The sequence below is a fragment of the Mycobacterium sp. SA01 genome, from assembly GCF_041287105.1.
Classification (GTDB): Bacteria; Actinomycetota; Actinomycetes; order Mycobacteriales; family Mycobacteriaceae; genus Mycobacterium.
This window is the reverse complement of sequence record NZ_JBGGNO010000020.1, coordinates 210,373-224,319: the sequence shown is the minus strand read 5'-3', so window position 1 is coordinate 224,319 and position 13,947 is coordinate 210,373. Positions and strand designations below refer to the sequence as shown.

The window sequence follows — 13,947 nt, the reverse complement described above, 5'->3', positions numbered from 1 at the left end:
GGGCCATCGCGGGCCGAGCTTTCCTAGTGCTGCGAGTCCTGCTCCGCGGCGCGCTCGGTGACGCGCTCGAGGATACGTCTGCGCCCCTCGCTGTCTATCGAATTCGTCGACTGAATAGCGCAGGCGATGGGGTCGGGCAACAGGCTATCGACGAAAGCCGCTTCGTCGTCCGGCCCGGTGAAGTCGCCAGTCCACCGCGAATGGCACAGCGAGACGGATTGATTCGATAATCCCGCGGCCTCTATGCCGAGGACATGGTCGACAAAAACGCCGTAGAGAACGTATTCGGCGAGATGGGGTGTCCTGGCGAGGGACTTCGCCCAACTCTCTCCCGTCGTTTCTTCTATTCGCGCCGTCATAGCCTCCACTACCGTGCGGCGCCAGACCACGATCTGATCGATGTATTCGTTGGTGTAGTAATCGGCTTCCGGAAGGCCGAGCAACCGCGCCGCTGCCGCGTACCAGGGTATGTGAGCTTCAAGTCGTAGCGATTCTTCGCTCTTGTGAAAACGGGTCTTGCCATCGATCAAGAACGACGAGGCGGTGAAAGGACGGATAAAGGCGCTATCGCTGTCCACATGGACAATGATGTCGGCGTCGCTGCGCAGGGTCGCGGCGATTTTCATCATCTGCTGAGCAATCCAGCCACGAACGGGCAATGTGAACGGCGTCAAATACACGTTCCGCCGCGGAAGCCGAAGCCTCGCACGCCATTTCGGCCCGGGCAGCGGCACCTTCCACAACCACTTCGGCAGCAAGTCCTCTTGCGCACCGAGAATTCGTCTCGACGTCGCGAGATCAGCAAATAGTGGAAGATCCCGCCTGGGCACGTAAAGCCGATGGGTGACGTCTTCTGGTGCGAATCGATCAACGCTCGCGCACAGCATTCGGCAGACCTCAAGGTCGCCACTGTAGGAGCAAGTAATGAGCTGGACCGCGTTTCCGCTCATTGGCTCCGCTTCTGACCGATCCGGGATCCCAACCGGCGTGTTGGGAACGTCCATAGTGTACAGGGCACCGCATTTGCCACAGCCCGCTGTTTTAGCGACGTTCGCGAAATTGTTCCTGCGAAATCTCAACCGGGGCATTAAAGGCCGAGTGCGCGGCAAATCCAGGCTCGGCTTCGAGAAGCGCCTGGACGACCATCTCCGGGGGACGCCGATCATGCGCCATTGCGGCGAGACCGCGGTAACAAGCCATATGCAGAGCGATCCCCGTCGACCAATCCCAACGGGACAGGTCCGGCAATCCGGTGGGCGGAGTCCGATTGAGCGCGTCTTCCAAAATCTGCGCTGTCAACGGGCCGTCGTACAGCATCACCCATTCCTCACCCACTTCGTGAGCGATGACCTCGTTGAACGGACTGCGTCGGGCAAGAACCGGACGCCCAACGCTGAGCGCGTAGACCAGCGCCCCCGAGTTGTGCATATGCGTGTACGGAAGGCACACGATTCGGTGATTGAAAATCTCGGCGGTGAGTTCGTCATCCTCGAGGTGCCTGATGTCGAGCACCGCGGAAGGAACGTTTGCCACCAGCGCGCGCAGTTCACGTTCGTAGGGCTCGTCGATCGTCCGCCCGGCGATCGTCAGCGTTGCATCCGCATCGCGTGCCGCGGTGATGAGGGTTTCGATCCCTTTGTATCGGCGCAGCAATCCGAACAAGATGACGTCTCGTTGGGGCTCCCGTGGCGCGAGGTCGACGCCCTGCTTTTGCAGCCAGCCACGGTAGTCACCGTGGAGAATGACCACGCCGCGTGCGGGGTCATTCTGCTCCGACTCGTTGAGGTAAATGCGGAGGGTGAACATTCGCTCCAGAGCGCGCGACAGCAACCGCTCGAAGCCGCGATCTTTGTCGTGGGGCGCGAGGTCGTGCACCGTCAAGATGACGGGCACTCGGCGCACGCGCAACCGGAGAAGCAGAATCGCCACCAAGACTCGTTTGACCATTGTCTTCGCTCGCCCGTTGGCGCGATACAGCTGCTCAGGCCAGTGCACGTGGAAGACGTCCGGACGAAAGAAGAGGGCGGTGCGCCACGATAGTGGCTGCACGTCGACCTGATCACTCAGGTCGGTGACCAGCTGCTGCAGGTATGGGTTGTCATGGTGCTTGAGCGGTCCCGTCGACATCAAGACCTTCAGCCGTGGTGCACTCATCGGCTTCCCCTCCCGCGCTGCGCACTTCGGACAGCAACCAACGAAAACGACCGCCCCGTGACGGTAGCTTGGAAGCGTCGCGGCGGCCAAGCAAAGCCCGGTGAAGCCGGGAGCGCGTTGCCGTTAGTGATGCTCACCAGCCGGTAACATCCACACTTCCCGTGCGTGCACCATCGCGATGGCATGGTCCGGGCAGTGCGAGCGGAGGGACCGATGCACCGGAGAGGCCGGCTGTACATCACGTGTGATGCCGCAGCGGTGTTGCTCATCGTCATTCTGTGGGTCCGGGCAATCGGCTCGCTCATCGCCCTGTCGATCACTGCAGAAAAGGTCTTCGTCCCGATCGGGGCAGATCCGATTTGGCCGCCCGCCGCCAACGCCGTCTCCAAACTGTTCTACCTACTTGCGGTGGGTATGTGCGTCGGCATCATCATCTTCCGCATCAACGACGTCACTCGGCCGGGCCTGTGGCGACTCGCTGTCCTACTGGCGCCCTGGTTGTACATCATCATTCGTAACCTGTACTCCGGCAGCTGGCCAACCCCCGAGGGTGTCCTCTACGTGGTGCTGGTGTTGGCGCTGGCAGCGTTGCGTCCCCGCCCTCGTGTACTCATCGCGCTCGGGGTACTCGTGGTGCTTACGGCGGCCGTCGCGATTGCCTTCGGAGTCTTGATGCCGGATGCCGGCCGAGCGCACCTTGCCGAAGGGGTTTTGAGCGTCCGCCCGGACAAGGAGGTATTCCCCTCCCTGGGATTGCTGCAGGGAATGTTCACCCAAGAGAACAGCCTGGGTGTCTATCTCTCCATCGGGATCGCAGCCGTGGTCCTGCTGCCGCGTTGGTGGCTGAGGTTTCCAGGGCTGGCGATCGTGGCATTCGCCATCGCTTGGTCCTCGGCTCGCAACTCCATGTTCGCGGCGGCGTGCTCCCTCCTGTTGGGTGCGGGTATCTGGGTTGTTGCCGAGTTCGGGTGGCGCCGTGTGGCGTCAACGGTGGCCCGTCTGGCAACCGGCGCGTTACTTGTGGTCATGTGCGTGGTGCCGTTGACGGGATGGCTGTCGCCCGGCAGATGGGATCCCGACGCCTACACCGGCCGTGGCGTCATCTGGAATGGGTCGCTGACGCATTGGGTCGACCGGGCGTTTTTGTTTGGTGGCGGCCGAGATTGGTACTCGCGAATCACGAAGAGCGACACAACCACTCTGATCTCGGGGGCCTACTCAGGCCACAATCAGTTCGTACAGTTCGTCGCCACCGGCGGGGCTGTACTCGCCGTCCTCGCTCTCGGATCGCTCCTTGTACAGACCTATGTCATCACGGCGCCGAGGAACCGCTATCTGGTAATCGGCGCTATGACTGTTGCGGCGATTGCCATCAGTGGTTGGCTCGAGGTGCCGCTGGGTTATGTCGATTGGTCGACGAACTGGACCGTGACAATCGTTCCACTTGCCATCTTGTTCTTGGCCCGGCCTGAAGAAATACCGCACGGGAGCGGTGGTCCGTGAGCCGCCTGATTTCGTCATGGTGGCGCCGCGTCAAGCGAGGCGAAAAGCGGGCCCTTCTCGCGTCGGGCGCGGCGGCGGTCGTCGCGACTCTGCTGGCGATCCTCGCGGTCGGCTGTTCGGGGCATCGGCACGATGGCCCCGATTCGGGCGCGATAGAGGGAAGCACCCCGGTCAACACCACGTTGTACCGCGATCCACAGATGCATGCGATCGCTGCCGCGCGCGAGGACTCCCGTTTCGATCCGATTGCGGAGACGCCACAAGCCAAGTGGTTCTCCGATTGGTCCACGACAGCGAGTGTGCGTCATGACATCCGCGACTATCTCTGGGGCGCGGCGCTGGCGCACGCAATCCCGACGATCGTTCTCTACCGGATCCCCCATCTCGACTGCGGCGGGCCCGTACCCGGTCAACAGGTGTACACGGGCGCGCGCGACGAGCGGGAGTACAAGGACTGGGTGGACGGCGCTGCCGCGGCGTTGATGGGGCATAACGAGGCGATCGTGATCCTCGAACCCGACGCACTTCCGCAGCTGGGGGATTGTGATCAGGGCGACCGCGTGGGCATGCTGCGGCATGCGGTCGACAAACTGTCAGCCACGGGCGCGCGGGTGTATATCGACGCAGGACATGAGAACTGGTTGAGCGCAGCGGAAGCCGCGGACCGGTTGAACAAACTGGGCGTCGACAAGGTCGCGGGGTTCAGCCTCAACGTCTCGAACTTCAACCCGACAAAAGGCGAGGTCCAGTATGCCGAGAGCGTGCGGATAGAACTGAGCAAGCTCGGCGTCACCGACGCGCACTACGTGATCGACATCGGCCGAAACGGCGCGGGCACCCAAGACAGCACCTGCAATCCGCCGGAGGCGCGGTTGGGACATGCACCTGCGCTGTACTACGGTGGCGCCCTCGATGGCCTTCTCTGGGTGAAGAATCCAGGCGAGACCGACGGATCGGCATGCCGGGGCGGGCCGGAAGTCGGCTTCTGGCCAGCTGCCGCGCTGGGCCTCCTCGGGTTGGACGGAACCCACCCGCCGGGAACCCGGAGTGCTACCGGCTGGATCATCCTGTCGGTCACCGGCGTTGCAGCGCTAGCAGCGATTCTGGGGTTTGCCGTCGGCAAAAAGCGCCGAAACGGTAGGTAAACCCGGAGACTACATGCCGATCTCTCCTTCTCCGATCCATCGAAATGACACCATGACTCTTGTGCACCACCTGGGGTACGACCGATCCGGTTGTAAGGAATAAGGGTTGGCGCCGCCGAATTTTGCCCGCAACACACTTCTCGGCTTCATCTCCGGCGCCGCCGTCACCCTCTCCGGCTTCGTCGGTAGCGCGATTGCCGCCCGAATACTCGGGCCTGACGATCTTGGCGTCGTCGCCTACATCATCTGGTGCGTGACCATCACTGCCGCGGTCTCGACCGTCGGCAGCGACGTCGTGCAACAGCGATTTATCCCCAGCCTCCGTGCCATGGGCAGAAACGACGAGGTAGCCGGCCTGGTCGGCGCAATCCTGCGGCTGGCCGTGGTTGTCGCGTTCGTGGCCGCCGTGCTGTTGTTCGTCTATCTCGACGGGCCAGGCCGAGGTGCGCTGATGGGGCTTTCCCACCAGTCGCAGATCGTCGTTATCGCAGTCGCTCTGACGTGGTTCATCTGCTGGAGATTGTCTGATCTGTATCTGTACAACCTCAGAGGCGAGCAGCGATTCGACAAGCTCGCTCGCATCTCGTCGGTCTCGGCTCTGATGAGGGTTACGACGACGGTGCTCGGCGCCTGGTTGTTCGGGGTTCCCGGTGCTCTCGCCGGCAATGTCGCCGCCACCATTCTCCCAGCACGTCGGGTACTGCCGCTGCTACGCAACAAGCCTCGTGTCGGTCCGGAGCTCAGACACGAAGTCGTCAGATTCACGCTGGTGAGTTGGATGATCGCCCTGACCGGCAATCTGTTGTTCGGCCGAACGCAGATCATCTTCCTCGAGCGTTACACCACTATCGGCGCTGTCGGCTTGTTCGCGGCCGCACTGACAGTGGCCGAGATGGCGTCGCAACTGCCGCAGCTCTTCATGTCGGCTCTGCTCCCCCGTTTCAGCGAGCAGAGCGGTCAAGGCGCACGCGAGCACATGATGCGCCTCTACCGCACGATGACCGCCCTGATGGCGCTGGTGATGTTTCCGCTCTGCCTCGGCCTTGCCGCGATCACGCCGGTGTTGGTCCCGCTGATCTTCGGTGATGAATTCACCGAAGCGGCCTCGGTTGCCTCGATACTGCTGATAGTCGTGGGGATCTGCAGTGTTGGCGGTACCAACAACAACCTCATGCTGAGCCTGAGTAAGACCAGGATTCTCGTGGTGTCCAACGCTGTTGGCCTTGCGGGTCTACTGCTGCTGAGCTTCCTGGTCATACCCCGATACGGGCTGATGGGAGCAGCCTGGTCCCGCGGAATCGTGCAAATACTGGTGATTGCGATCGAAATCATTTGCACGGCAATACAAACCGGGTTTCATCCACCATACCGCGCACTGGGAGCGATAACGCTTGCCGCTGTGGCACAAGGCGCGGTGGCTTATGTGGTGGTCCTAAACATAGGTGGCCCAAGGTCGTTGGTGGTCGCCCTACCCGCTGCGATCATCACCTACCTCATCGGTCTCCGCTTGTTTGCGGTATTGCCGATGGTCGACCCGACGCTGCCGAGTCGACTCATCTCGCACACCCCTGCGCGGCTGAAACCGCTGGTTTCCCGGGTCCTGCGGCTACTGGCGCCGCCCAGCGCGGGGCGCGCAGAACAGGATTAGACCTATCTGCCCGTTCCAGGGGTACTAGGCTTCACTCGAGAATGGACCGGTAGGGGCGGGAGAGGCTGTCGATGATCCGTATCCTCGTGATCGGCGCAGGAGCCGTGGTTGAGGAGCTCTACCAATTCCCTCTGCAGCGACTGGAAAAGGCGAAGGCCGTCGAGGTCTTGGGCGTCATTGACCCCAACGAATCACGAGGACGCCAGATCGCGGCGAAATTCAGGCGGGCGCGTCCCTACCCTGACTGCGAGGCAGCGTTTCGGGACGGCTCATACGATCTCGCGATCGTCGCCTCACCGCCCGCTTTGCATGCCGAGCATGCGTGTGTGGCATTCGAACACGGTTGCCATGTGCTGTGCGAAAAGCCCATGACGACAACAGTGGCCGATGCGGATCGCATGAACGCGGCGGCAGCGAGAGCCGACCGGACGCTGGGGGTGGCGTACCCCCGGCGGTTCTATTCGAATTTCGCCGACGTCGCACGGCTCGTCGCGAACGGCGAGCTCGGGGATGACCTCGAGTTCACCTACCGCGAAGGGGGCACCTACGGCTGGAAGGCGGCCACCGACGCCGCATTCCGACGCGAACGTTCGGGCGGCGGCGTGCTGCTGGACATCGGCGTGCACATGCTGGACCAGTTGGCCTGGATTTTCGGCGATCCGACGGTAACTCGCTCTTTCGACGACAGCTTCGAAGGTGGAGTCGAGACGAATTCGCTGCTGTCGCTGACATTTCCGCGTGGGCACGGCACCATGCAGGTCAGCTGGGAGTACCCGCTGAACAATGGTCTGCGAATCCGGGGCTCCTCAGGCGAAGTAGTTCTGGATAATGCCGACATTCGCACCTATCGCCGCAAGACCCCCCGGGGATGGTCGCTCGTGCCGACCGAGACGTCCTGGCCCGCGGACCTTGCGCCGGCAGGCGGCAAGCGGACCCGGCCCGCGGGTTACGGCCCGTGTTTCGAGGCCGAGTTGATCGCCATGCTCAGATGCATTCGCTATGGCGAAGTGTTTCCCGTGACCGGAGTCCAGGCCGCAAGTGTGCAAGCCGCCATTGACCAGGCCTACGAGATAGCCGAGCCGCTGGAGTGTCCCTGGCTGCCGGAAGCCGAACAGGCAGCCGCGCGAGCCAAGCACTGGAAGGCCGGTCAGCCGCAATGAAGCCCATCGCCATCATCGGGGCGGGGGGCTTCGTCGGCGCCCGTCTCGTAGAACGAGCCGAACTTCGCGGCGACATACCCCTTGTGCCCATCGTGCGATCCCCGCGCAGTCAGGGTCGGCTGGCACGATTCGGCATTCGCACGGTGCACGGTGATGCTTCCGATCCGGCGTCTCTGGTTCCGCTGTTGAAGGGGTGCGGAACAGTGGTGAACCTGACCATGGGAGACGACAAGCGCACGGTCGGCGACGCCCAGTCCATTCACGCCGCATGCCAGAGGGCGGACGTTCCCCTGTTCGTGCACATGAGTTCCGCCGAGGTATTCGGACGGGCAGAGAGTCGCGATCTGACCGATGATTCGGTACCGGATGGAAAGCACTGGATGGAGTACGCCCTGGCGAAATCCGCCGCCGAAGCGTGGCTGCGCTCCCAGTCCGCCGGGCCGGTGCAGACAGTCATCCTGCGACCGGGACTGATCTGGGGACCAGGGTCGGGATGGCTGGTGGAGCCGGCCAAGGCATTGATCGACGGCACTGCCTACCTGCTGAACAGCGGGCGCGGAATCTGCAATCTGATCCACGTGGACAACCTCATCGAGCACCTTGTTCAGCTGGCGAAGTCCCCTTCGCCCCGCTCCGATGTCTTCAACATCGCCGACAACGAGACGCTCTCCTGGGCCGATTACTATCGCGCCGTTGCACGGGAAGTGGGCGTTGATCCATCGACAATACGTCTGCTTGGCGATGCCAAGTACTCCGAGAGCAGTTTCCAGAAAATCCAGCAGATCCTCAACATCGCGCCGGCCCGCGCCCTCAAACGTCGACTCAGCGCAGGCACCAAAGGCAGGCTGAAACAGCAGTTACAGGACCGGATCTCACCACCGATTACCGAACCTCAACCCATCTATCCCGAACCTACTGTCACCAAACAACTTTGGTGGCTTCAGGGCACCGCAAAGAAACTGCCGTCGACGAAGTTCGCCCAGCAGTACCCCGACCTCCAGCTCAAGCCGTTTGATGAACTGATGACCGCAGCCGGAAAGTGGCTGCGTTTTGCCGGTTTCGAGAATCCGGACCGCACCTAGCCAAGCTTGCGCAACCGCGGCTCCAGATCCCTCTGGAACAAGTCGAGGAACCGGCGCTGGTCATGGCCCGGGGCGTGGAACACCAGGTGGTTGAGACCGTATTTGACGTAGTCGCCGACCTTTTCGACCGCTTCATCGGGATCGGAAGCCACGATCCACCGCTTGGCGACCTGCTCGATGGGCAGTTCGTCGGCCGCCTTCTCCATCTCCAGCGGATCGTGGATGTTCGTCTTCTGCTCGGCCGTCAGGGACAGGGGAGCCCAGAACCGCGTATTCTCCAGCGCCAGTTCGGGATCGGTGTCATAAGAGATCTTGATTTCGATCATCCGGTCGATGTCGTCGGGGTTCTTGCCCGCTGCTTCGGCACCCTCTTTCATCGCCGGGATCAGCTTGTCCTTGTAGAGCTCTTCGCCCTTGCCGGACGTGCAGATGAACCCGTCACCCGCGCGGCCGGCGTACTTGGCCACCTGCGGGCCACCCGCGGCGATGTAGATCGGGATGCCACCATCAGGCACGTCGTAGATCGAGGCGCCCTTGGTCTTGTAGTACTCACCCTCGAAATCAACCCGATCGCCCAGCCACAGCTCACGCATCAGCCGCACCGACTCGCGCAGCCGGGCGTAACGCTCTTTGAACTCCGGCCACTCCCCCTCGTAGCCGGTGGCGATCTCGTTGAGCGACTCACCGGTGCCGACGCCGAGGAAGATGCGATCCGGGTACAGGCACCCCATCGTGGCGAACGCCTGTGCAATCACGGCGGGGTTGTACCGGAAGGTGGGGGTCAGCACCGACGTTCCGAGGACCAGCCGCTTGGTGCGCTCACCCACCGCCGTCATCCATGCCAGTGAGAAGGGGGCGTGCCCACCCTCGTGACGCCACGGCTGGAAGTGGTCGCTGACCGTCGCGCTGTCCATCCCGTGCGCCTCGGCCAGCACCGCCAGCTCGACCAACTCGCGCGGCGCGAACTGCTCCGCCGACGCCTTGTATCCCAGTTTCAGTTCAGCCACGCTCTCGTTTCTACTCCCCTTTGGTGCACAGCGAGCGGCCGAGTCCTAGTCGAGGGCGCGGGCCTACACTCGCGGCATGGCCGTGGCCCTGACCGCTATCACCGACCGCGTGCACATGGCGCAGACGCCGCTGGTCAATTGGACGGTCGTCACCGACGACGCAGGCGTGATGTTGATCGATGCCGGATTCCCCGGCAGCCGCGATGACGTCCTGACGTCGTTGCGGGAACTCGGGTTCGGCCCGACGGATGTGACGGCGATCCTGCTGACCCACGCGCACGTTGATCACCTCGGCACCGCGATCTGGTTCGCCAACACCCACGACACCCCGGTCTACTGCCACGCCGACGAGGTCGGCCACGCCAAGCGCGAGTACCTGCAGCAGGCTTCGCCGGTCGATCTGGTTCGGCACGCCTGGCAGCCCCGCTGGGTGAAGTGGTCGCTGGACATTGTGCGCAAGGGCGCGCTGATTCACGACGGCATTCCGACAGCGGGTGTCCTCACGCCGGCCGTCGCCGAGACGCTGCCCGGTCGGCCGCTGGCCGTTCCGACGCCCGGCCACACCGGCGGGCATTGCTCATACGTCGTCGACAACGTTTTGGTCAGTGGCGATGCTCTGGTGACGGGGCATCCGTTGTCCCCGACCAAGGGTCCGCAGTTGCTGCACCGGGTGTTCAACCACGACGAGGCGGGTTGTGTGCGCAGCCTGTCCGCGCTGGCGTTGCTGGACATCGATGTGCTGATCCCCGGGCACGGCGCCCTGTGGCGCGGTCCGGTTCGGGACGCGGCCCGTCAGGCCACACCAACCTGACGCGCGAACGTTCCTGCCTTCACAGCGATTTCACGAAGGCGATCGGATATTGCTCGACGTCACTGGGCAGCGGCTGCTCCAGACGGGTGTAGCCGACGCTGTCGTACAACGCCTCGGCCTCGGGCTGCCGGTTGCCGGTGGTGAGGTAGATGCGGCGATAACCGCGCCGGGCGATCTCGGCTTCCAGGGCGGCGAGCAGGGCGGCGGCATGGCCCTGGCGACGATGCCGGTTGTCGGTCCAGATCCGTTTGAGTTCGGCGGTGTCGTCGTCGAAGCGACAGAACGCCCCGCCGGTCACCGGCTGATCGCCGAGCAGCCCGATGAGCATGCCGCCGTCCGGCGGGTGGAACTGGTCGGCCGGATGGTCGCGCAGCCACCGCGCCACCGCCGCTTCGGGAGCCTCGTAGCGGGTGGCGTACTCGACGGCGAGCTCGGCCAGTAGCGGCGCGGCGAGCGCGTCGTCCTCGTCGACAGGGACGAAGCGCAGACCGTTCACGCGACCATTCTGCCCCTTTCGCCCAAAAGTTGACACCTGTAAAGTTTCGGTTCATGGACAACATCCGGGGCAAGACCATCGCGATCACCGGCGCCGCCCGGGGCATCGGTTTCGCGACCGCACGGGCCCTCTTGCAGCGCGGCGCGCGCGTGGTCATCGGCGACCGGGACGTGACGCTCGAGGAGTCGGCCGTCGCGCAGCTCAGCAAGCTCGGGCCGGTCTCGGGGTATCCGCTCGACGTCAGTGATCCCGAATCGTTCGCGACGTTCCTGGACAAGGCCCGCGCCGACGGCGGCGGACACATCGACGTGCTGATCAACAACGCCGGGGTCATGCCGGTCGGGCCGTTCCTCGACCACTCCGATCAAGCAGTACGCACCGCCGTGGAGGTCAACTTCTATGGCGTGCTGACCGGCTGCCGCCTGGTGCTGCCGGAGATGGTCCGGCGCCGCAGCGGTCACATCGTGAACATCGCCTCGATGGCCGGCATGCTCGCCGTGCCCGGCCAGGCCCTCTATGCCGGAACCAAATTCGCCGTGGTCGGGCTCTCCACCGGGCTGGCGGACGAGTACGCACCCCAGGGCGTTCAGATCAGTTGTGTCATGCCGACATTCACCAATACCGAACTGATCTCGGGCACCCACACCACCGCGGCCACCAAGCCGGTGCAGCCCGAGGACATCGCTGCGGCTGTGGTCAAGGCTTTGGACAATCCGACGACGTCGATCTCCGTTCCGGGTTACTCGCGCTTCCTGGCCACCGCCGTGATGTTCCTGCCGCCCCGCGGCCGGCGTTGGCTGTCCAAGAAGATGGGCACCGATCGGGTGTTCCTCGACTTCGACACGACGGCCCGCGCCGCCTACGAGAAGCGGGCGCAGAGCGCCACCGGCGTGGTGGAGGACCCGCAGCAGAGCTAGTGTCTCGGCCCGGCGGTGAACTCGTCGACCAGTAGGCGAACCCGGTCCTGGTCGTAGCCGGCACGGAGTCGGCCGGCGCGGGACAGCGTGACCAGTCCGTGCACTGCTGCCCAGAACACTTCGGTGAGCGTGTCGGCGTCCCGATCACCGGCGACCGCAGCCACCGCGCGCCGCACCTCACCGAAGGCCGCCTCGAGTTCGGGCGGGGTGTCGTCGGCCGCGAATCGCAGACCGGTCGCACGGGTGAACATCGCGTCATAGAGCGCTGGGTTGTCCCGGGCGAAGTCAAGATAGGCGTGCGCGACCCGGGCCAGTGAAGCGCCCGCATCGTCGGAGGCGGAGTGGCTGGCCCGGATCGCCCGCGCCAGCTCGCCGAAGCCGTCGACCGCGACCGCATCCGCGATCTGGTCCATTCCGCTGAAGTGCTTGTACAACACCGGCTGGCTGTACTCGATCTCCGTCGACAACCGCCGGGTGGTGACGGCATCCCAGCCCTCGGCCTCGGCGATGCTGCGCGCGGTGCTGACGATCAGCCGGCGGCGGGCAGCTCGTTCACGCTCGCGACGGTCGTCGATGGCCATATCGCACGGTAGCACGGCTAGAAACAATAGCACCGCTATTGCGCGAGCTGGACCCAAGAGTTAGCGTTGCTAGCGGCCGGCGTCGACAGGAGCTTTCGATGGATCTGGATGTCCTCACCCGAATCGCGGCGGCAGTCGCCGTGTTGGGTACCGCGGTGGTCTACGGCACCGACATGTTCTGCGCGATCGTACTGAGGCCGGCGCTGGCGGCGGTCGACGACGATGTGCTGGTCACGGTCACCGGCCTGACCCACAAATACGGTGACCGGCGGATGCCGGTCCCCGGCATGCTCGGTGTTCTCGCCGGCGCGGCATGCGCGGTACTGGCAGCACTCAACGGGCGCGCAGCGCAGGCGAGTTCGGCGGGCATCGCAGTGCTTCTGCTGCTGGCCTGGCTCACGATCTACACCCAGGTGAGCGCACCGATCAACCGCCATCTGACCGCGGCCGCGATCTCCGGCGAACACCTATCGAATGGGCGTGCCCTACAAGCGAACTGGGACCGCGTCATCAACGCTCGCGCGGCTCTGCAGGGACTCGCCGTGGCCGCTCTCTGCGTGGCACTGGCCATCTGACGATGCTGCTCGACCCATTTCACCGACACCCGAAAGGTTTTCATCATGATCACGACAGTCGGCTATACACTCTCGGGTCTCATCGCCGCGGGCATCATCGTCATCGGCGCGCGGTTCATCGTCGCCCCGCGCGTCGCTGCAGCCGGATACGGCGTGCCCGCCGACCCAGACCAACGAGCCATAGGCGCCTATCTGAGCGTCAAGGGCGTGCGCGACATCGCATCGGGGCTCGTCGTCATCGTCCTGCTAGTCGCCGGCGCAGCCCACCTACTGGGCTGGATGCTGTTGGCCGCCACGGTGATTCCTGTCGCCGACGCGGTCATCGTGCATCGCAACGGCGGGCCCACGTCCATCAGCCTTGGCATCCATGGCGCCACCGCCGCGGTTATGCTCGTCACCGCTGCGCTGCTGCTGTTGTCCTAGGCCTCGCCGAGTACGGGCACGGCATCACCGGGCCGGTAGGCCTCGATCGAATCGATGTGGGCGAGAAGCACTTCCGGCTCGACGGTGTAGAGAGCACCCGCGTCTTCGCCGGTGCCGACCAGCACCGCCTTGACCCGCTCCGGGAAGTCGTCGTCCTCGCCGGACGCCGTGATCCAGATCCGCGTGACCGGCTCGTACCCGTCGTCGGCCACCGCGGCGGCCGACGGCTCGAAAAACCAGCTGATCAGAGTATCGGTGGAGAAGTCGGCGTCGAACGCCCACCCGCGCGATGTCAGCCACTCGTCGAATGTCTCGACCGCCTGGGCCAATTCGACGTCGACGTCGTCCAAAGCCCCCTTCACGTCACCGGGCAACCAGCGTTCGTCACGGCTCGCCTGCCGCTTCTTTCGGCGGGCCTTCTTGGCGTCGGATTTACGGGACACCG

15 protein-coding genes are annotated in these 13,947 nt (G+C 64.1%); 9 read left to right on the top strand and 6 right to left on the bottom strand.

Features of this window, described 5'->3' with window-relative positions:
- Positions 1 to 23: 23 nt before the first annotated feature.
- Entirely contained in the window at positions 24 to 1,004 is a 981-nt protein-coding gene (locus tag AB4879_RS20225; protein ID WP_370509017.1) for a DUF6492 family protein, read from the bottom strand.
- 37 nt (positions 1,005 to 1,041) lie between these two features.
- Entirely contained in the window at positions 1,042 to 2,154 is a 1,113-nt protein-coding gene (locus AB4879_RS20220; RefSeq protein WP_370509016.1) for a hypothetical protein, read from the bottom strand.
- 258 nt (positions 2,155 to 2,412) lie between these two features.
- Here AB4879_RS20220 and AB4879_RS20215 point away from each other — a divergent pair, with 258 nt between their 5' ends.
- From AB4879_RS20215 to AB4879_RS20195, 5 genes are all read left to right on the top strand, one after another.
- Complete coding sequence (locus tag AB4879_RS20215; protein ID WP_370509014.1) at positions 2,413 to 3,657, top strand: O-antigen ligase family protein; 1,245 nt, start codon at positions 2,413 to 2,415, stop codon at positions 3,655 to 3,657.
- Positions 3,654 to 4,802 carry a glycoside hydrolase family 6 protein gene (locus AB4879_RS20210; protein WP_370509013.1) on the top strand — a complete coding sequence of 383 codons (1,149 nt, stop codon included), beginning with the start codon at positions 3,654 to 3,656 and terminating at the stop codon, positions 4,800 to 4,802. The genes AB4879_RS20215 and AB4879_RS20210 overlap by 4 nt, the downstream gene beginning before the upstream one ends.
- Positions 4,803 to 4,908: 106 nt before the next feature.
- Positions 4,909 to 6,450: a lipopolysaccharide biosynthesis protein gene (locus tag AB4879_RS20205; protein WP_370509012.1), complete on the top strand. Its 1,542-nt coding sequence runs from the start codon at positions 4,909 to 4,911 to the stop codon at positions 6,448 to 6,450.
- 71 nt (positions 6,451 to 6,521) lie between these two features.
- The gene (locus tag AB4879_RS20200; protein ID WP_370509011.1) at positions 6,522 to 7,610 is read left to right on the top strand and encodes a Gfo/Idh/MocA family protein; all 1,089 of its coding nucleotides are present in this window, start codon (positions 6,522 to 6,524) and stop codon (positions 7,608 to 7,610) included.
- Positions 7,607 to 8,692 (top strand): NAD-dependent epimerase/dehydratase family protein, encoded by a 1,086-nt coding sequence (locus AB4879_RS20195; RefSeq protein ID WP_370509010.1) that lies wholly within the window; start codon positions 7,607 to 7,609, stop codon positions 8,690 to 8,692. The genes AB4879_RS20200 and AB4879_RS20195 overlap by 4 nt, the downstream gene beginning before the upstream one ends.
- Here AB4879_RS20195 and fgd read toward each other — a convergent pair.
- Complete coding sequence (gene fgd / locus AB4879_RS20190; RefSeq protein WP_102805165.1) at positions 8,689 to 9,699, bottom strand: glucose-6-phosphate dehydrogenase (coenzyme-F420); 1,011 nt, start codon at positions 9,697 to 9,699, stop codon at positions 8,689 to 8,691. The two genes, AB4879_RS20195 and fgd, sit on opposite strands and share 4 nt — an antisense overlap.
- 76 nt (positions 9,700 to 9,775) lie before the next feature.
- Between fgd and AB4879_RS20185 the strand changes: the two genes are divergently transcribed.
- Positions 9,776 to 10,510, top strand: a complete 735-nt coding sequence (locus AB4879_RS20185) for an MBL fold metallo-hydrolase (RefSeq protein WP_370509009.1) — start codon at positions 9,776 to 9,778, stop codon at positions 10,508 to 10,510.
- Positions 10,511 to 10,529: 19 nt separating this feature from the next.
- Here the strand turns inward: AB4879_RS20185 and AB4879_RS20180 are convergent, their stop codons facing one another.
- The gene (locus tag AB4879_RS20180) at positions 10,530 to 11,006 is read right to left on the bottom strand and encodes a GNAT family N-acetyltransferase (protein WP_370509008.1); all 477 of its coding nucleotides are present in this window, start codon (positions 11,004 to 11,006) and stop codon (positions 10,530 to 10,532) included.
- Positions 11,007 to 11,059: 53 nt separating this feature from the next.
- On the opposite strand from AB4879_RS20180, the gene AB4879_RS20175 reads away from it, so the two are divergent.
- Entirely contained in the window at positions 11,060 to 11,923 is an 864-nt protein-coding gene (locus tag AB4879_RS20175; RefSeq protein ID WP_102805162.1) for an SDR family oxidoreductase, read from the top strand.
- Here AB4879_RS20175 and AB4879_RS20170 read toward each other — a convergent pair.
- Positions 11,920 to 12,504, bottom strand: coding sequence for a TetR-like C-terminal domain-containing protein (locus AB4879_RS20170; protein WP_370509007.1), 585 nt, complete (start codon positions 12,502 to 12,504; stop codon positions 11,920 to 11,922). The genes AB4879_RS20175 and AB4879_RS20170 overlap by 4 nt on opposite strands.
- Before the next feature lie 98 nt (positions 12,505 to 12,602).
- On the opposite strand from AB4879_RS20170, the gene AB4879_RS20165 reads away from it, so the two are divergent.
- Both AB4879_RS20165 and AB4879_RS20160 read left to right on the top strand, forming a co-directional pair.
- Positions 12,603 to 13,079, top strand: coding sequence for a DUF1772 domain-containing protein (locus AB4879_RS20165; protein ID WP_370509005.1), 477 nt, complete (start codon positions 12,603 to 12,605; stop codon positions 13,077 to 13,079).
- Between the two features lie 45 nt (positions 13,080 to 13,124).
- On the top strand, positions 13,125 to 13,502 hold the full coding sequence (locus tag AB4879_RS20160) for a DUF4267 domain-containing protein (RefSeq protein ID WP_370509003.1): 378 nt from the start codon (positions 13,125 to 13,127) through the stop codon (positions 13,500 to 13,502).
- Here the strand turns inward: AB4879_RS20160 and AB4879_RS20155 are convergent.
- Positions 13,499 to 13,945, bottom strand: a complete 447-nt coding sequence (locus AB4879_RS20155) for a hypothetical protein (RefSeq protein WP_370509002.1) — start codon at positions 13,943 to 13,945, stop codon at positions 13,499 to 13,501. The two genes, AB4879_RS20160 and AB4879_RS20155, sit on opposite strands and share 4 nt — an antisense overlap.
- Positions 13,946 to 13,947: the final 2 nt, after the last annotated feature.